The sequence below is a fragment of the Paraburkholderia lycopersici genome, from assembly GCF_900096975.1.
Taxonomy (GTDB): Bacteria; Pseudomonadota; Gammaproteobacteria; order Burkholderiales; family Burkholderiaceae; genus Paraburkholderia; species Paraburkholderia lycopersici.
In genome coordinates, this window is sequence record NZ_FMYQ01000012.1 from 175,235 (window position 1) to 192,753 (window position 17,519).

The following is a 17,519-nucleotide window of genomic DNA, read 5'->3' on the forward strand; positions in this document are numbered from 1 at the left end:
GCCTCCCTGTTCAACATGCCGTGTTGCCGCCGTCGATCACGAGATCGGCACCGGTCATGCAAGAAGAATCGTCCGGGACGAAAAAAACGATCGCGCGCGCGTCGCGTCCGTCGGCGCGCAGCGCTGCCGCGCGCGCTTCGCCTTCGTCCCGACAGATGTCGGTCAGCGGCACATGTGCGCCGGCGGCAACCGCGCAGCGGCCGTCGAGCCGGTTCATGCTTGCGCCCCCTGCGCGGCGAGACGCGCTTCGAGTTCCGCGATCCGCACGTCCTTCGGATCGAGCATGAACGCCCCCTGGATCTGGTCGGCCGGCATCTTGACGCGCTGGCCCAGCGTCGTCGCATAGATCTCGGCGGGGTTGTTCCAGCTGCCGAAGTACGGCAGCGATGCTGGCGGCTCCGGCGTCACCCATTCGTCGCAGAACGCGTCGAACGGCTTGCCGCGCGCAATGCGCGCGAGCCGCTCGGCCGCCCGCGCGTCGGCGGTCGCCTCGACGTCGACGACCAGCGTTGCCTCGTCATAGACGACCCTGTAAAGGTCGCGCGCGTTCTCGTGCGACATCAGATCCTCGCGCAAATCCTTCATCACGAGTTCCGGATCGCGTTCGAGCACGTCGCCGTAGCCGCCGCCCGAGCCCTGGCAAATCATGTAGATCTCGCCTTCGTTGCAGATCTCGAACGTCATCCCCATGTCGTGGCTGCTGTACTTCGCGCCCGGAATCGGACGTGTGTTCATCAGATCCACGATGTCGAACGCCTCGACGGCCTTCGGATTTTCTTCGAGCACCTTGAAGATGTTGATGCCCTTGATCTTCATCAGCTGATAGCTCGGGCACGAGTAGCCGCCGAACAGCCCCTGCGCGGACGGAAACTTCGAGCCCTCGCAGCCGGTCATGAAGCCCCACAGGCCCGACCCGCGCGCAGTGGCGATCTGTTCGTAGCCCATCCCGCCGCGATACTTGCCCCAGCCGATCCGGTCCTTCGCGAGCCGCTGCGCGCCGAGGCGGACGATCGGCGTGTCCTCCTCCGCGATCTCGTGCTCGCCGGTGTCGCACATGAAGCCGAACACGGGCGAGATCGAATGCTCGCCGTCCGCGTGACTGCGCGCGCCCTGCCCGTTGCCGTTGATGTCCGCGCAGAAATTGCCGGTCACGTCGCCGTGCTGCGTAATGCCGCCGTAGATGAATGTCGCCGCCTGGTCGTACTGCGATGCGATGACCGCCGAGTAGCGATGCGGCAGGCTATAGCTGAGCTTGTTCATCGGGACCGTCCACACGACGCAGCCCTTGAACAGCGGCATCAGGCTCATCGCCTGCGGCATCTCCCCCTCGGCGTCGAGGATCGAGTTGCGATCGGTGATGATCTCGATCGGCGACAGCACCGCCATCGTATGCGGCAGGTCAGGCCAGATGTTCTGCAGCAACCCCGTGCACAGCGAGGCCTTGAACGACGCGATATTCGTGTTCACCGAGCGGTTCAGGAACTGTGGTGCGGAGCCGCGGAAGTCCATGATCATCCGGTCGCCCTTCACGGTGATCGCGCAGGCGATCTTCTGCATCGCGTTCTCGCGCAGGCTCGAATCCATGAACTGCAGCACGCGCGTCGTGCCGTCGGGCAATTCGCGGATGCGCCGGCGCATTTCCGTTTCGACGTCTTCGAGGTGCGAACGCAGCGTGCCGATCAGCGCGTCCCGGCCGTACTGGTCGAGCAGCGCGATGATCCGCTCGCGCAACCGCAGCACCGCGTGCAGCTTCACCTTCATGTCCTCGAGCTGCAGGCGCGGATCGCGCACCGAGTTCTGCAGGAACGTGACGAGGTCGCGCTTCAGCTCGAAGTTCTCAACGATCTTGAACGGCGGCATCTTGATGCCTTCGTCGTACTTGCTCTCGGCCTTCGCGGGCATCCCGCCCGGCTCGGTCGAACCGTTCTCGCCCTCGTGGATCGTCGACGACAGCCAGCAGACGAGCTCGCCCTTGTAGAAGAGCGGCATCATCATCGACTGGTCGGTGTTGTGGATGCCGCCGTAGCGCGCGTCGTTGTGGATGAAGCCGTCGCCGTCCTTCACGCCGACCGTCGGATCGTCCGTCCAGTTCTTGATGATGAAGCGGATCGGGTAGAAGCAGCACGCGGCAAATGCGATGATCCCGTGCGGCGCGATCATCGACAGGTCGCCCTGCGCGGTGTAGATCGCGGTCACGAGGTCGCCCCACTTCGCGCCCGGCGCCGCGCCCATCTGGTTCACCATCGTGAACGCTTCGGACAGCGCCGAGTTGATGAGCCCGCGCACATGGTGGACCTGGTGAGGATCGACGCCGCGTTCCAGCACTTCGCTCTCCGCCTTCGAGCGCGGCATGATGCTGTGATTGCGCATGATCTCGGGGTCCGGCCCGAGGAACAGCGTGTTGTCGGCGATGAACTTGTCGAGCAGCGCCCGATCTTCTGCATTGATTTCGTTTTGCATGTCGAACTCCTTGCTTACTTGCGCAGGAACCACGCGCCGCCCTGGGCCGTCGCCTGATAGATCCAGCCCGGCTCGACGAGATAGGTGGTGGCGCGCGTGGTGATGACGGCGGGTCCCTCGATCTGCGTACGCCCGGCGCGCGCGCGGTCATCGTAGACAGCGGTGCGAAGCGGTCCCTCGTGCCCGACGAAGTGGCATTCGCGATAACCGACCGGCTCCGGCGGCGGCAGCGGGTTGTCGCTGACCGTCAGCTTCGCGAACTGCACCGACGGCTGCTCGACATAGGCACACACGCGCAGCGTGTTGATCCGCACGCCGGTTTCCGGGCTCTGCGAGCCTTCGCCGAAGCGCGAGCCATAGCTCTCATGGAACAGTTCCATCAGCGTCAGCACGTCGCGCTGCGTCTTCAGGCGCGAGATCGGCGTGACCACCGCCGTCTGCACGCGCTGGTTGCCGTAGCGCATGTCGAGTTCGAGCCGGTAGCGAATCTGCGACGGGTCCATTCCCTGCCGCTCGAGATCCTCGCGGCCGCGCCGCTCGAGTTCCTCGACGCCCTGGTTGAAGGCGTCGAAATCCATGAAGAACGACTTCGTGTTCGGGTTGAACAGCACGGTCCACGTGTTCATCTCGTGGATATGCATCTGGTTCACCGTGCCCGCGCCGCATGCCGAGAACGTCGACGAATACGGCGGCGCCAGTACGCGGGTGATGCCGAGCGCCGATGCGATCCCGCACGCGTGCAGCGGCCCGTTGCCGCCGTAGGCGAGCACGGTGAAGTCCTTCGGCTCGTAGCCGCGCGTACGCAGCTCGGTCGCGATGCCGTTCGCCATCGACGCGTCAACCTGCTTCTTGATGAGCTTCGCGGTTTCGATCACGTCGAGGTCGAGCTCGTCGCACAGATCGTCCTGCATCGCCTGCCGCGCGCGGCGCGGATTCAGCGGAATGCGGCCGTTCGCATAGTTCTTCGGATCGAGATAGCCGAGCAGCAGGTCGGCATCAGTGACGGTCGGATGCTGGCCGCCGCGGTCGTAGCAGGCGGGCCCCGGATCGGACCCGGCCGACTGCGGGCCGATCTCGACGGTCTTGTACATCCGCTCGTAGCGCGCGATCGAGCCGCCGCCCGCGCCGAGCGCGACCAGATGCACCATCGGCACGCTGACGAGCCAGCGGTCGATCACCGGGTTGAAATCGTAGAACTTCTGGCCGCCCTGCACGACGATGCCGATGTCGAAGCTCGTCCCGCCCATGTCGGTCGCGACGACGTTGCCGAGCTCCGCGGCCGCCGCCAGGTATTCGCTCGCGGCGATCCCCGATACCGGACCCGAGTGCACGGTCTGCAGCGCGTCGGTCGAGTTGAGCTGCGCCATCCCGCCCGAGTTGTGATTGACGAGCATCGGCTTCGCGTAGCCTTGCTGGCGCAGGTTCAGCTCCAGCGTACCGAGGCCGTGGTACATGATCTGATGCAGGAACGCGTCGATGATCGACGACGTCGCGCGCGAATACTCGCCCTTGCGCCCGACGACCTGATGCGACAGCAGCATCGGAATCGCGCCGAGCATGTGCGCCGGGTATTCCTCGAGAAAGATTTCCCGCACACGGAGTTCGTGCACCGGATTCACCACGCTGTTCGTGAACATCACGACAAGCGCCTGTGCGCCGGCGTCGACGAGTTCGCGAATACGCAGACGCACGTCGTCCTCGTCGAGCGTCCAGAACACGTGGCCCGCGTAGTCGATGCGCTCGCGCACCTCGCGGATCAGCGGAATCGCGACGAGCGGTTCCGGCCGCGCAGCGTTCGGAATGTCCATCTGCTCGTGCTCGGACAGCCCTTCGCCGTAGCCGCGCGCACGCGACAGCGGAACCGTGTGCTTGAAGCCCGTGGTGACGAGCAGGCCGACCCGCGGGCCCTTGCGCTCGATCAGCGCGTTCGTGCCGAGCGTCGTCGCGTAGCGCACCGAATCGACTTCCGACAGCAACTGCGTCGGCGTTAGTTCAAGCTGGCGGCACGCGTCCGCGAGCGAGTCGTTGAAGCCGACCGCGAGATTGTGATGCGTGGTGAGCGATTTGCCTTCGACACACTGATCGCCCCAGGCCACGAAGCAATCCGTGAAGGTGCCGCCAATATCGACGGAAACACGTTTCATCGTTGATTCTCCCCGTATGTCAGTTGGACGGCGTATCGGACCGGGCGGCCGCGTGCCGGTGATGCGTGGCCGCGTGCAGCGCGCGCTGCAGCTTCACGCGTTCGAGCGCGAGATCGGGCGCTTGCGCGGGTTCCGTCATCGCCGGACGGTCCTTCCATTGCGCTTTGAGCGCGTCGATGTCGAGCTCGATGTCGTGCAGCGGCGGATGGCCCGGCGGCAAATACTCGGCTTCGACTAGCACGCCGCAGCTTGGGCAGTAGTACTCGAGAATCCTGCACCAGTCGGGGTCCGGCGAATACGTGCGCTCGTACAGCTTCTGATCGAGCAGCGGCTTGTGGATCTCGCGCGGATCGCGATCGTAGACGAGCAGCCCGCGCTTGTAGTTCTCGCGCGCGCCGCCGTGCTCATGGCCGCAGCGCCGGCATTCCCATTGCTCCGTGCCGAGGTCGATGCGCAGGGTTTCGGTAATCAGGACTTTCATTGTTCGGTCTCCTCACCACGGCTGAGCAGAATGTCGCCCGCGGAATTGATTTCGAAGTGCCAACCCGCGTCGATGCGCCCGGTGAAGAAGTCCTCTTCGAGCACTGCGGGGCCGGACGCGCGCACTGCGACGCCTTTCGGCTGGTCTTCGACGCGATAGAGCGGCAGTTCCGCCTCACGGCCGTCGACGACGACGAGCCGCGTGTCGCGCGTGATCGCCACCTGATGCCCGTCCTCGCCAAAGCGGCCCGTCAGCCTCGCCTGCGGCATCCGCTTGACCGCTGTCAGCGACACGGACAACGCCGCGCCCGGCGGAAGATCGGCCGGCAGCGTCTTCCCGTGCAGCGCGTGCCCGACCGTCTGTCCGTCGGCGCCGGTGGCTTCGAGCGAGTAGACCAGACGGCAATCGTCGATCGCCGCATCCTCGCCGAACATCGCGCGCGACGCCTGCGCGAACAGCGTGTCCATCGCCGCGGCGAGCGCGCCGTCGGTGGCCGCGGCAAGCGGCGCCGAGAAACTGTGGCCGACGTCGGAGAAGCCGATCCCGTAGGCGGAGAACACCGCTGCCAGGCCCGGAATCAGCACACGCTTCACGCCGATCGCATCCGCGACGCGACACGCGACCAGCGCGCCCGCGCCGCCGAATGCGGCCAGCGTCGTGTCCGGCCGGATCGGCGAGTACGCGGTGAGGCTGTCGGCGACCTTTTTCACCCATGCCGCTTCCATCGCGGACAGCGCCTCCATGTCGCCCATCTTCAGCCGATCCGCGACGTGCGCGTGAATTGCTTGCCGCGCGCGCGCCTTGTCGAGCTGCAGCTTGCCGCCGAAGAACGACGCCGGATCGAGCAGGCCCGCCAGTGCGAACGCGTCGGTGATCGTCGCCTGCGTGCCGCCCAGGCCGAAACAGGCAGGCCCTGGCGCGCTGCCGACGCTTTCCGGGCCGACCGCGATGCCGTCGCCGTTCGCGCGGATGATCGAGCTGCCGCCGACGCCCGCGCTGACGACGTCGCACAGCGCGAACGACGTCGCCACGCCTTCGACGTCGCCGTGCCGGTCCGCGCGTACGCCGCGCTCGTCGACCACGCCGATGTCGGTCGTCGTCCCGCCGATGTCCATCGACAACAGATGCTTCAGCCCATAGTGCTCCGCGAGCACGCGTGCGCCCTCCATGCCGCCGCGCGGGCCCGAGCTGTATGTCTTCAGCGCGATCGTCTTCGCGACGCGTCCCGCATAGCCGTCGTTGCGGAACACGAGCAGCGGGCTCTGCGCGCGCGCATCGCGCAGCTTCTGTTCGGCGCTGTACAGGAAGCGCTCCATCGCCGGATGCAAAAACGCGTTGAACAGCGTGGTCCACGTGCGGCGAACGTCGTCGACGTCGTCGGCCACTTCGTGTGCATACAGGATCGGCAGCGCGCCAAGCAGGTGCGGCGGAAAGCTGCGCAGCAGCCTGCGCTTCAGACGCTGCTCGACTTCCGCGCGCCGCGGCCCGCCGATCGACACGACCAGCCGGTTCGCGCCCGACGCCGCGAGCTCGCCGACCGCGCGCACGACGTCGGCTTCGATCGTGTCGCCGGATAGCGCGACCGCACGGCTGCCGATCACCGCGTCGAACAAGTCAGCCGCGCCGTCGGCGGCGCGCACCTGATCGGCGGACAACGTGCCGCCGGTCACGAGCCCGAGCCGAGGCCCCTTGCGCTCGACGAGTGCGTTGGTGCCTTGCGTGGTCGAATAGCGGATCGCGGCCGTCGACAGCAGCAGCGCCTCGAGATCTTCCTTGCCGTACACCGCTTCGGATACCTTGCGCAGCCCGTCGAACAGACACTGCGACAGATCGTGCGGCGTCGTCAGCGTCTTCGTGCGAACCACTTTGTCACCGTCCATCAGGCAAATGTCGGTCAACGTGCCGCCGTTGTCGATGTTGATCAGGCGATGCCGCGCGGCCCCGGCGCTTGCCGCGCCCGGCCGCCGCACATCGCGAGTGGAATCGGATGAGAGGGTCATGATCTGTCTCGCTTGGTGAAGGATCGGGTCAGGCGCGGTGCGTGCGATGCGTCGGCCGGGAAGGCAGGTCAACGGGAAGGTCGAGCGGGGCGCGCTGCACGGCCGGACAGCCGCGCAAAGGCGGAAGGGATGGGTGATACACGTCGTCTCCTATATGTTGTGTATGTCGTGGAATCAGTCTAGGCGGCTGCCTGACTCGCCACGCCACCCGTCCGGGTAGTCTTCGGATATGGAATGCCCGTATCCGTCTGCGCGCTTCTGGCCGGACCGGCCGCGTGCGCGCTCGCGCGCGAGCGTCGGCTTCGCACTGTCGATCTGCACGCCGATCTATTCGTCGGCGCGATGTCCGCGCCTCAGAACAGGTGGCGAATGCCGACCGCCGAGCCGAACGTCGAACCCGACGCGCCGAACAGCGCGCCGTTGGTCGACAGGCCCGTATTCATCTTCCCGTGGTTGTTGACGAAGCCGAACTGGCCGTACAGCAACGTCGCCGCCGACAAGCTGTAGGTCAGGCCCGCTGCGGCCATGATCGAATGGTTACTCGTATCGTTGCCGTCGCTGGTGTACCAGACGCCCGCATCCGCGTTCACCGCTGGCGTGATCTGATAGCTCAGGCCGCCGCTGTAGACGCGGTTGTCGAACGAACCGGAAACCTTGTAATTGACGAACGACGCCTTCACGGTCAGGTCGCGATACCGGTAGCTCGCGCCGATCGTGCGGCCGGTGAACGGCACCGTGCTCGGCACCGGCGTCGACGCGGCGGTGCCGCCCGCGTTGCCGTTGTACATGGCTGCGCTGATCAGCAGCGGCCCGTACGTGTAGTTGAGGCTCGCCGAATACTGCCGCCCCGCCTGGAAGTCGCCCGCGACGCCGCCGAGCGCGAGCATCGCCGCGCCCTGGAAGCCGCCGATTGTCGGGCTCGTATAGGACACCGAGTTCGCGTTGAAGATGCCCGTCACGAACACATTGCCGACGTATAACGGCACGCCGCTGCCGAAATACGACACGTCGCGCGCGTCGGTCGCGATGAGCGACAGCACGAACGGCGAGAACTGGACGCCCGCCTTCACCGTCCCGTACGGACTGGCGAGCCCCACCCACGCCTGCCGGCCGAACATGTTGCCGTTCGAATCCGTAAAGCCCCCGCTCGCGATGTCGATCCCGCTTTCGAGCGCGAAGATCGCCTTCAGGCCGCCACCGAGATCCTCGGTGCCTTTCAGGCCGAACAGCGACGGCGTCATGCCGCCCGTCACCATCGAAAACTGATGGCCGGCGTTCTGCCCGGTCGCGGGGTTCACCGTCTTGCTCGTGTAGAGAATGCCGGCGTCGACGACGCCATACAGCGTGACACTACTTTGCGCATGGGCGGCCGGAATGGCGAAGGCAAGGCAAATGAGAGGGGGCACGACGATGTTGACGGGGGAAAGGGCGCGCTTCATCCGCTACGTCTCCTGATGTTGTTTTTTCGAAACTGGAAGGCCGTGACTCGCCTGCGTATGCCGATGATTCGCTTCAGTGCGCACCGGCCTGCCGCCGAACATGCCGGCAAGCGATCGCTTGCCGCGATATCCGCAGGAAAGCAGTGTAGGGATCGGAATCGCGCGTGCCCCCCACCCGTTCGGGTAGTCCGGAACCATGGATTCCCCGGATCGAATCGGCCGGACCAGAAATGCGGACCGATGACCCATCCCCCCCTTCCGTCGAATTTTCTTTATTCGGGACGCGTGGCCGCTGCTGCTCAAGGCCGGCGAACTCACCCCGATCGAGAAGGCCGAGCGTCGCGTGATCGTATTGGCCAACCCGGGGCACGGCCTGGAAAACATGCAGGCCAGCCCGGCCATGTACCTCGGCATGCAGTTGCTGCGCCCCGGAGAATGGGCGCCCAGCCACCGCCAAACCCCCAATGCGGTGCATATAAGTGACGGTGAAAAACCGCCTGGTCAACAGGCCCTCGTTCGTGTTCATCGCGGACGAATCCCCCCCTGCATCGCCGCCTCGGCCTCTACGAGATCCGATCACTTTCGAAACCAGCCTGGTATTTCCGTCACGATATCGAGAAAACCACGAGCAGAGACGTCTGTCCGATTCGTATTCCTACGTGATCGGACAGACCAGCTCGCGGCCCTCCTTCGTCTGGAATCGCCGCGCCTTGCGAAACTCGCTGGCCGCTCGTGTTGCTGCGCACCGCAGCTAACGCATTTTCCCGCTGCCGCTCAGCGACACCGTGGACAGGACTTGTTCATCCGCAGAATAGTCGCCGGATACGCCCGGCCGCAGCTCATGCCTCCGCGCTCGCGCGCAGGCAGTCGAGCGCGAGCGCGACGGCATGGCGGCCTTCCGCATCTGCACGCCAGTACATCGAGACCGCGCCAGCTCCACCGAACGGCATGGGCAACACGTGCAGCAAGCTCAATCGTTCAAACCGCTGGGCCGCGCGCTGCGACGCGACGCCGAGCAACTCCGAATGCTTGAGCAGCGTGATGTTGAGCAGCGACGAATTCGATTCGATGCAATTGCGCGGCATGCTTCGCCCGGCCGAGATGAGCGCCGATTCAAGCGCGTTGCGGATCGGCGTGCCTTCGGGCCAGACGATCCACCGATAGCTGAACAGGTCGCCCCAGCCGACCGCATCTCGCGACACGAGCGGATGTTCCAGCCCGGAGACAAAGTTGACCGGATCGTGGTAGAGCGTCTCCGTCTTCAGTTGCGAGGTAAGTTGCGGGTTCGCGGCGCGGCCGACCACGATGTCGATCTCGCCTTGCAGCAGTTGCGGAATCAGGCGATTCATCGTGCCTTCGGCAAGCCGCACCTGGGCGCGCGGCATCTGCCGGATCAGGCGCGCGACCGCGAGCGGCACCGTGTCGGCAGCCGACACACCCGACGTGCCGACCGTGATGAGCCCGCTGCCGCCGTCGCGCAGCGCATCCATGTCGTCGCGCGCGCTGTCGAGGTGGCCGATGATGCTCCGCGCGTGCTGAACCATCGCTTCGCCGTACGGCGTCGGCCGCAGGCCGCGTGCATGACGCTCGAACAGCGGCAGACCGACATCGGCCTCCAGTTCCTTCAGCCACTTTGACAGCGCCGGCTGCGTGGTGTGTAACGCCTCGGCCGACTGGCTCAGATTACCGGTCTGCGCAATCGACAGCAGCATCTGCAGGTGGCGCAGGCGCAGCCGGTAGGTCCAGTCGAGCATTGCCCCCTCCGAGGTATATCCGTTTACGTATGAATAGTGACAATTTGCAATTATACAAATATAGCCCGCCAGCCTATAAATACGCCCAAACAGCAAGTACCCGTGGCGCCCCGCTTCCCCGGATCGCCCGATCGCGCAGGAGACACGCATGACGACACCCCCGTTAGCCAACCGCCACTCCGGGCTTCGCATCTCGCGGCCGCGGGTGTCCGCGCCGCCGGGAGCTTCCGTCCCGTGCTGCGCCTGACCGGCCGGCGCCGCCCCCATTCGACAGAGAGATCCATCCCATGCCATTCATCTTCACGCCTGAAGCTCCCATCGCCGTACCGGTCGTCGGCTCGAACGACTCGATCGCCGTGCGCCGCGTCTACTGCGTCGGCCGCAACTACGCCGCCCACGCTCGCGAGATGGGTTTCGATCCGGACCGCGAACCGCCGTTCTTCTTCTGCAAGCCCGACAACGCGATCGTTCCGGTTGCCTATGACCAGACGCTCGAACTCGCCTACCCGGCCGAGACCGGGAACTACCACTACGAGGTCGAACTCGTCGCAGTGATCGGCAAGAGCGGCTCGAACGTGCCGCTCGAACAGGCGCTCGACCATGTCTGGGGCTACGCGGTCGGCCTCGACATGACGCGCCGCGACCTGCAGATGAAGATGCGCGAAATGGGCCGTCCGTGGGAAATCGGCAAGGCATTCGACGAATCGGCACCGATCGGCCCGATCCATCCGGCTTCGCAGGTCGGCCACTTCGAGCACGCCGGTATCTGGCTGACCGTGAACGGCGAACCGAAGCAGAAGAGCGACATCACGCACCTGATCTGGTCGGTCGCGGAAACCGTGTCGTACCTGTCGCGCTTCTTCAGGCTCGAACCGGGCGATCTGATCTATACCGGCACACCCGAGGGCGTCGGCCCTGTCAAGCGCGGCGACACCATGAAAGTCGGCGTCGAGCGGCTTGGCGAACTGACCGTCAAGGTCGTCTGAATCAACGCTACCGAACTGGACGACCAACGTGGATTTTTACAGCTTCTTCAACAGCTCCACTTCGTACCGTGTGCGTATCGCGCTCGCGCTCAAGGGCATCGAGCCGATCTTTCACGGCGTGAACATCCGCCTGGGCGAACATCGCGACGCGCACTACGTGGCGACGGTCAACCCGTCGGCCGTCGTGCCGGCCGTTGTCGACGGCAATTTTCATCTCGGCCAGTCGCTCGCAATCATCGACTGGCTCGACGGCACGTACCCCGAACCCCGCCTGATTCCGGCGGAGCCGGTACTGCGTGCGCGCGTGCTCGAGTTCTCAAACCTGATCGCATGTGACATTCACCCGGTCAACAACCTGCGCGTGCTCAAGTATCTGACCGACGTGCTCAAGGCTACGTCCGACCAGAAGGATGCCTGGTACAAGCATTGGATTGCAGAGGGCCTCTGCGCTGCCGAACGCCTGCTCGAACAGGCCGCGGCGCGCGAAGGCGGTCCGTGGTGCTTCGGCGGCGCACCGACGCTCGCCGACGTGTGCCTCGTGCCGCAAGTCGCGAATGCGCTGCGCATGGGCTGCGATCTGTCCGCGTATTCACGCGTGATGGCCGCGTACCGCCATGCGTCCGGGCATCCGTCCTTCGTCAAGGCCGAACCGAAAAACCAGCCCGACTACGTCGCATAGCGCGCCGGGTACCTGACCGCATTTTGGTTTTTGAATCATCCAGGAGACAGACATGCCTCAGACATCCAGGGCCCACCGCCGCGTGATCGTGGTGGGCGGCGGCATCGGCGGCCTCGCCGCCGCGCTCGCCATCGCCCGGCAGAACATTGCGGTGCTGCTGCTCGAACAGGCCCCGCAGATCGGCGAAATCGGCGCGGGTATCCAGCTCGGCGCGAACGCGTTCACGGCGCTTGACGCGCTCGGCGCCGGCGAAGCGGCGCGCAACCGCACCGTCTATACCGACTCGCTGACGCTGATGGACGCGGTCGATGCGAAGGAAATCGTGCGCATCGAAACAGGCGATGCCTACCGCAAGCGCTTCGGCAATCCGTACGGCGTGATCCATCGAGCCGACATCCATCTGTCGATTTTCGAAGCCGTGCAGGGCAACCCGCTGATCCAGTTCCGCACCGACACGCAGATCCGCCAGCTTGAACAGAGCGAGCGCGGCGTCACGGTGATCGACCAGCACGGCGAACGTTATACGGCCGACGCCGTGATCGGCGCGGACGGCGTGAAGTCCGCGGTGCGTGCGGCGCTGCACGGCGACGAGCCGACTCCGACCGGCCACGTGGTGTACCGCGCGGTGGTCAATGTCGAAAACATGCCGAAGGACCTGCAGATCAATTCGCCCGTGGTCTGGGCCGGCCCGCGTTGCCACCTCGTACACTATCCGCTGCGCGGCGGCCGGGAATACAACCTCGTCGTCACGTTCCACAGCCGCCAGAGGGAAGTCTGGGGCGTGACCGACGGCAGCAAGGAGGAAGTGCTGTCGTACTTCGAGGGCATCCACCCGTTGCCGCACCAGATGCTCGACAGGCCGACCTCGTGGCGCCGCTGGGCCACCGCCGACCGGGACCCGGCCGATCAGTGGAGTTTCGGCCGCGCGACGATCCTCGGCGACGCCGCGCACCCGATGACGCAATATCTCGCGCAGGGCGCGTGCCAGGCGCTCGAGGATGCAGTCACGCTCGGCAAGGCAATCGAGGCCACCGACGGCGATTTCGTCGCGGCCTTCAAGCTCTACGAGCAGGCCCGGATTCCGCGCACCGCGCGCGTGCTCTGGAGTGCGCGCGAGATGGGCCGCGTCTATCACGCGAAGGGAGTCGAGCGCCTCGTGCGCAACCAGTTGTGGGTCGGCCGCACGCGGGATCAGTTCTATGACGCGCTCGAATGGCTGTACGGCTGGCGCGTGGAAGACTGCCTGAAGGGTGCTGTCTGAGCCGCCGGCGGGGCTTGGCCTCGCCACGGAACCCGGCTGGGCGCGGCGCTCCCGGCCCCGTCACAGGAGCGGCTACGGCAACGCATCGTGCGGCTCCGCAACCTGCCCATTCCGAAGGAGACACGGATGGCCAACCCCGCGTCGACGCTCGACGTCACCTCGTTCATCGACCGCAACCGCGTCACGCCGTTCCAGGTGCTGATCGCGGTGCTGTGTTTTCTAATCGTCGCGATCGATGGTTTCGACACCGCCGCAATCGGCTTCATCGCCCCGTCGATCCGCGCGCTCTGGCATCTTTCCCCGCAACAGCTCGGTCCGGTGTTCGGCGCGGGGCTGGCCGGACTAATGGCCGGCGCGCTGCTGTTCGGCCCGATCGGTGACCGCATCGGGCGCAAGCGTCTGTTGCTTGGCTGCCTGCTCGTGTTCGGCGTGTCGAGCGTCGCCGCCGCAGCAGCACCGTCGTTCGGCTGGCTCATCGCGCTGCGCTTCGCGACCGGCCTCGGCCTGGGCGGCGCCATGCCGAACGCGGTCACGCTGACTTCCGAATATTGCCCGGCACGTCTACGCTCGTTTCTCGTCACCACGATGTTCTGTGGTTTCACGTGTGGTTCCGCGCTCGGCGGCTTCGCGGCAGCGATGTTGATCGTCCAGTATGGCTGGCGCTCGGTGCTGCTCGTCGGCGGCATCGTGCCGCTCGCAATGGCACTCGTCTATGTGCGAGCGTTGCCGGAATCGGTGCGCTACATGGTGAATGCACAATGGCCGCCGGCGAGGATCGCCGCAGCGCTGCGGCGCATTGATCCGAACGCGAACCTCGACGGGGTCGCGTTCAGCGTCGCCGACGTGAGCCGCGGATCCTCGGGCTCGCGCATCGGCCGGCTGTTTACGCCGGAGCTGCGAAACGGCACGCTGCTGCTGTGGCTCACGTTCTTCATGAGCCTGCTCCTGATCTATCTGCTGCAAAGCTGGCTGCCAATGCTGCTGCATACGAGCGGCGCCTCGCTGCGCACGGCGGCGCTCGTGACAGCGATGTTCCAGGTCGGCGGCACGCTCGGTGCGATCGCGCTCGGCTGGCTCATGGACCGCCTCAATCCCTGTTTCGTGCTGGCCGTCGCCTATGTGCTGGCGGGTGTGTTCACCGCCGCCATTGGCCACCTTACCGGCAGCCCGTGGCTTGCCGCGATCTCGGTGTTCCTGGCCGGCGTGTGCGTATCGGGCACGCAGTGCGGCGCGAACGCGCTGTCCGCCGCGTTCTACCCCTCCGACTGCCGCGTGACGGGTGTGAGCTATGCGAACGGCGTCGGCCGCTTCGGTTCCGTGCTCGGCTCGCTCGCAGGGGGCTCGATGCTGGCGGCCGGGCTCGATATGCCGATGCTGTTCTCGATCGTCGGCATGCCGGCGATCGTGGCCGGCTGCGCGATGACCGTGTTCGGCTTCCATCTGCGGCGCGATGAGGTTGCCCTCTCGCCAGTGGCCGGCGTCGGGCATTGAAGAGTCGTTATCTGTGTTGTCGCATCTCGCGCGACTGGCAATCCGGTCTGCAACCGAACACTCATTTCCCAGCCTTCATAAGCGAAACCTGATCCATGAACAATCCAGTACCCCACGGTGGACAGCCGGAAGATTCCCCGGCGCTTCGCCAGCTCTATGCCGATTTCGAAAGCAATCACCTCAATCCGCTCTGGACGCAAATCAGCGGACTGATGCCGCGACATCCCAAGCCGCATGCCGTTCCACATGTGTGGAAATGGGCGACGCTCTACCCGCTCGCCCAGCAGTCGGGCGAACTGGTCCCCGTCGGCCGTGGCGGCGAGCGCCGGGCCATCGGGCTCGCGAACCCGGGCCTCGGTGGCGAAGCCTATGTTTCGCCGACTTTGTGGTGCGCAATCCAATATCTTGGCGCGCACGAAACTGCGCCTGAGCATCGTCACTCGCAGAATGCATTCCGCTTCGTTGTGGAAGGCGAAGGCGTCTGGACCGTCGTGAATGGAGACCCGGTACGCATGAGCCGCGGAGATTTCCTGATCACGCCGGGCTGGTGCTTCCACGGCCACCAGAACGTCCGCGACGCCCCGATGGCATGGATCGACGGGCTCGACATCCCGTTCAGCTACACGAACGACGTCGGTTTCTTCGAACTCGGCCCGGATGAACTGAGCGACAAGACTACGCCGGATTTCTCGCGCAGCGAGCGCCTGTGGTGTCACCCGGGGCTGCGTCCGCTGTCGGGGCTGCAGAACACGATCGCTTCGCCTGTCGGCGCGTATCGCTGGGAGCACACCGATCGCGCGCTGAGCGAGCAACTGCACCTCGAAGACGAGGGGTATCCCGGCACTGTGGCGCCGGGCCATGCGGCGGTTCGCTACACCAACCCGACGACTGGTGGCGACGTCATGCCGACGATCCGCGCCGAGTTCCACCGGCTGCGTCCAGGCGTAAGCACGGCAACGCGCCGAGACGTCGGAACGCGGGTTTTCCAGGTGTTCGAGGGACGCGGCGGCGTCGTCATGGGCGGTACGACGCACGCGCTCGAGAAGGGTGATATTTTCGTTGTCCCGAGTTGGGTGCCCTGGTCGCTGCAGGCCGAAAGCCAGTTCGACCTGTTCCACTTCTCGGATGCGCCGATCATGGAGCGCCTGCACTTCGACCGCACGTCGATCGAAGATCGCAAATAAAGCGATACGTTCACTCCAACCATTAACCGGTTGGGGTCTCACAGCGAACGGACCGGGTCTGCTGGCGGAAATCGATTGCTGCGGGAACCACGTCCCGCAGATGGACAGCACACGACTGGGCCAGAACACACATTGCCTTCGATGCCGCCGAAAGCAGATGAATCCGGCGACTGCCCGGCTGACTTGTTCAATTCCGTTACCGTCTCCGGCAACGCCTTCATGCTCGCTGCCTCGCCAGCAAAATGAGCTCGCCTACCCCACGCGCCGCCGCCAACGAGAAAGAGCCAAAAAGAACCCCATGCTCCGAATAACATGGGGTTCGTCAGCGGTCCGGAAAGCGAGTCGATCAGAACAGGTGGCGGATACCAACGTTGACGCCGACCGTCGTACCAGCCGGTGCGTACAGCGTGGTCGGCGCTTCGCCCATCGCCAGGCCTAAATTCTGGCCGCCTTTGTTGTTGACCACACCCACCTGCGTGTAAATGCCCGTACGCCTCGACAGGAAGTAGTTGGCGCCCACCGCACCCAGCAGCGACTTGCTCGAGGTGTCGTCGCGATTGACCATGTACCAGACGCCGGCATTCAGATCGATTACCGGCGTTGCCATGAAATCGACGCCCACGTTGTACACATTGTTGTTGATGCCCGAGCCGGCCATCTTGTAGTTCGTGAACGAGGCCTTGGCAGTCAGCGCGTCGAACTTGTAGCTGGCGCCGATAATGCGCGCCTGCATGCCCAGATTGGTCGGCAGCGGCGTCATCGCTCCACCGGTGTTGCCGTTGTAGTACGCTGCGAACACGCCCAGATCTCGCCAGTGATACTGCAGGTTGGCCGAATACTGACGGCCTGCCTGGAAGTCACCGGCGACTCCGCCCAGCGCCAACATCACGCTGCCTTGCAGGCCCGCGATCACCGGCGAGTCGTACTTGATCATGTTGGAGTTGAACACACCGGTACCGAGCGCGTTGTACGAGTAGACCACCAGGTTACTGCCGAGCTGCGAGAGACCGCGCGGATCCGCTTCCCACACGACGTCGAAGAACGGCGAATATTGCAGACCCGCACGCAGCGTACCGAGGTTGCCGCGCACGCCGACCCACGCCTGGCGACCGAACAGGTTGCCGTTGGAATTATTAAAGCCGCCGTTGCCGAGATTGATACCGCTTTCGAGGTTGAACTCGGCATGCATACCGCCGCCGAGATCTTCATCGCCCTTCAAGCCGAACACCGAAGGCGCTTCGCCGCTGTCGGTAAAGCCGATGAACTTGCCACCATTGCCGCCGGTAGCGTTCCGCGTCTTGCTCATGTACATGACACCGGCGTCCACGATGCCGTACAGCGTGACGCTGCTCTGGGCATGAGCCGCGGTGGCGAGAATCATGGCCGAGACTGCAAGTGCGGACTTCCTGAGGTTGCTTTTCATTATTTAACGTCTCCAAACATCTGTTATTTATGGTGTAGGGGATCGCCCACTGTTGCCACCGTGACGGTGGCTCTCAAGTGGAATCGCGGGTAACAGACTTACGCTGCACGCTGCGCTTTGAGCAGATCAAGCGCCACATCGACGATCATGTCTTCCTGGCCGCCTACCATGCGGCGCCTGCCGAGCTCGACGAGGATATCGACGGTCTTCAGGTCGT

The 17,519-nt window shown here is 65.0% G+C and carries 13 protein-coding genes and 2 pseudogenes; 6 read left to right on the forward strand and 9 right to left on the reverse strand.

The window, feature by feature from the left end:
• Positions 1–10: 10 nt before the first annotated feature.
• From BLU17_RS33170 to BLU17_RS15420, 6 genes are all read right to left on the reverse strand, one after another.
• A complete protein-coding gene (locus BLU17_RS33170; protein WP_091997884.1) occupies positions 11–217 on the reverse strand; it encodes a hypothetical protein in 207 nt (68 codons plus the stop codon).
• A complete protein-coding gene (locus tag BLU17_RS15400) occupies positions 214–2,460 on the reverse strand; it encodes a hydantoinase B/oxoprolinase family protein (RefSeq protein ID WP_091997886.1) in 2,247 nt (748 codons plus the stop codon). The genes BLU17_RS33170 and BLU17_RS15400 overlap by 4 nt, the downstream gene beginning before the upstream one ends.
• Positions 2,461–2,474: 14 nt before the next feature.
• Positions 2,475–4,604: a hydantoinase/oxoprolinase family protein gene (locus BLU17_RS15405; RefSeq protein WP_091997887.1), complete on the reverse strand. Its 2,130-nt coding sequence runs from the start codon at positions 4,602–4,604 to the stop codon at positions 2,475–2,477.
• Positions 4,605–4,623: 19 nt separating this feature from the next.
• Positions 4,624–5,085: an acetone carboxylase subunit gamma gene (locus BLU17_RS15410; protein ID WP_091997889.1), complete on the reverse strand. Its 462-nt coding sequence runs from the start codon at positions 5,083–5,085 to the stop codon at positions 4,624–4,626.
• Entirely contained in the window at positions 5,082–7,085 is a 2,004-nt protein-coding gene (locus BLU17_RS15415) for a hydantoinase/oxoprolinase family protein (protein ID WP_091997891.1), read from the reverse strand. The genes BLU17_RS15410 and BLU17_RS15415 overlap by 4 nt, the downstream gene beginning before the upstream one ends.
• A 353-nt stretch (positions 7,086–7,438) precedes the next feature.
• Positions 7,439–8,524 carry a porin gene (locus BLU17_RS15420; protein ID WP_176929108.1) on the reverse strand — a complete coding sequence of 362 codons (1,086 nt, stop codon included), beginning with the start codon at positions 8,522–8,524 and terminating at the stop codon, positions 7,439–7,441.
• A gap of 289 nt (positions 8,525–8,813) precedes the next feature.
• Between BLU17_RS15420 and BLU17_RS33815 the strand changes: the two are divergent.
• Positions 8,814–9,023: pseudogene (locus tag BLU17_RS33815) on the forward strand (cupin domain-containing protein); the annotation flags it as partial.
• A gap of 340 nt (positions 9,024–9,363) precedes the next feature.
• Here the strand turns inward: BLU17_RS33815 and BLU17_RS15430 are convergent.
• Complete coding sequence (locus tag BLU17_RS15430; protein ID WP_091997893.1) at positions 9,364–10,278, reverse strand: LysR substrate-binding domain-containing protein; 915 nt, start codon at positions 10,276–10,278, stop codon at positions 9,364–9,366.
• 287 nt (positions 10,279–10,565) lie between these two features.
• Here BLU17_RS15430 and BLU17_RS15435 point away from each other — a divergent pair, with 287 nt between their 5' ends.
• The 5 genes from BLU17_RS15435 (at position 10,566) to BLU17_RS15455 (ending at position 15,879) form a co-directional block, all read left to right on the forward strand.
• Complete coding sequence (locus BLU17_RS15435; protein ID WP_091997895.1) at positions 10,566–11,264, forward strand: fumarylacetoacetate hydrolase family protein; 699 nt, start codon at positions 10,566–10,568, stop codon at positions 11,262–11,264.
• 28 nt (positions 11,265–11,292) lie between these two features.
• The gene (gene maiA / locus BLU17_RS15440; RefSeq protein ID WP_091997896.1) at positions 11,293–11,943 is read left to right on the forward strand and encodes a maleylacetoacetate isomerase; all 651 of its coding nucleotides are present in this window, start codon (positions 11,293–11,295) and stop codon (positions 11,941–11,943) included.
• 52 nt (positions 11,944–11,995) lie between these two features.
• Positions 11,996–13,204 carry a 3-hydroxybenzoate 6-monooxygenase gene (locus BLU17_RS15445; protein ID WP_091997898.1) on the forward strand — a complete coding sequence of 403 codons (1,209 nt, stop codon included), beginning with the start codon at positions 11,996–11,998 and terminating at the stop codon, positions 13,202–13,204.
• Positions 13,205–13,330: 126 nt separating this feature from the next.
• On the forward strand, positions 13,331–14,695 hold the full coding sequence (locus BLU17_RS15450) for an MFS transporter (RefSeq protein ID WP_091997900.1): 1,365 nt from the start codon (positions 13,331–13,333) through the stop codon (positions 14,693–14,695).
• A gap of 95 nt (positions 14,696–14,790) precedes the next feature.
• A complete protein-coding gene (locus tag BLU17_RS15455) occupies positions 14,791–15,879 on the forward strand; it encodes a cupin domain-containing protein (protein WP_091997902.1) in 1,089 nt (362 codons plus the stop codon).
• A 346-nt stretch (positions 15,880–16,225) separates the two neighbouring features.
• Here the strand turns inward: BLU17_RS15455 and BLU17_RS15460 are convergent, their stop codons facing one another.
• Together BLU17_RS15460 and BLU17_RS15465 are read right to left on the reverse strand one after the other, a co-directional pair.
• Positions 16,226–17,302, reverse strand: a complete 1,077-nt coding sequence (locus tag BLU17_RS15460; protein ID WP_091997904.1) for a porin — start codon at positions 17,300–17,302, stop codon at positions 16,226–16,228.
• 98 nt (positions 17,303–17,400) lie between these two features.
• A pseudogene (locus BLU17_RS15465) lies at positions 17,401–17,519 on the reverse strand (4-hydroxy-2-oxovalerate aldolase); the annotation flags it as partial.

What these genes read in the sequence shown, in the direction of transcription:
- BLU17_RS33170 (WP_091997884.1), bottom strand. Translation starts at nt 217, where the DNA reads ATGAACCGGCTCGACGGCCGCTGCGCGGTTGCCGCCGGCGCACATGTG.
- BLU17_RS15400 (WP_091997886.1), bottom strand. Translation starts at nt 2,460, where the DNA reads ATGCAAAACGAAATCAATGCAGAAGATCGGGCGCTGCTCGACAAGTTC.
- BLU17_RS15405 (WP_091997887.1), bottom strand. Translation starts at nt 4,604, where the DNA reads ATGAAACGTGTTTCCGTCGATATTGGCGGCACCTTCACGGATTGCTTC.
- BLU17_RS15410 (WP_091997889.1), bottom strand. Translation starts at nt 5,085, where the DNA reads ATGAAAGTCCTGATTACCGAAACCCTGCGCATCGACCTCGGCACGGAG.
- BLU17_RS15415 (WP_091997891.1), bottom strand. Translation starts at nt 7,085, where the DNA reads ATGACCCTCTCATCCGATTCCACTCGCGATGTGCGGCGGCCGGGCGCG.
- BLU17_RS15420 (WP_176929108.1), bottom strand. Translation starts at nt 8,524, where the DNA reads ATGAAGCGCGCCCTTTCCCCCGTCAACATCGTCGTGCCCCCTCTCATT.
- BLU17_RS15430 (WP_091997893.1), bottom strand. Translation starts at nt 10,278, where the DNA reads ATGCTCGACTGGACCTACCGGCTGCGCCTGCGCCACCTGCAGATGCTG.
- BLU17_RS15435 (WP_091997895.1), top strand. Translation starts at nt 10,566, where the DNA reads ATGCCATTCATCTTCACGCCTGAAGCTCCCATCGCCGTACCGGTCGTC.
- BLU17_RS15445 (WP_091997898.1), top strand. Translation starts at nt 11,996, where the DNA reads ATGCCTCAGACATCCAGGGCCCACCGCCGCGTGATCGTGGTGGGCGGC.
- BLU17_RS15450 (WP_091997900.1), top strand. Translation starts at nt 13,331, where the DNA reads ATGGCCAACCCCGCGTCGACGCTCGACGTCACCTCGTTCATCGACCGC.
- BLU17_RS15455 (WP_091997902.1), top strand. Translation starts at nt 14,791, where the DNA reads ATGAACAATCCAGTACCCCACGGTGGACAGCCGGAAGATTCCCCGGCG.
- BLU17_RS15460 (WP_091997904.1), bottom strand. Translation starts at nt 17,302, where the DNA reads ATGAAAAGCAACCTCAGGAAGTCCGCACTTGCAGTCTCGGCCATGATT.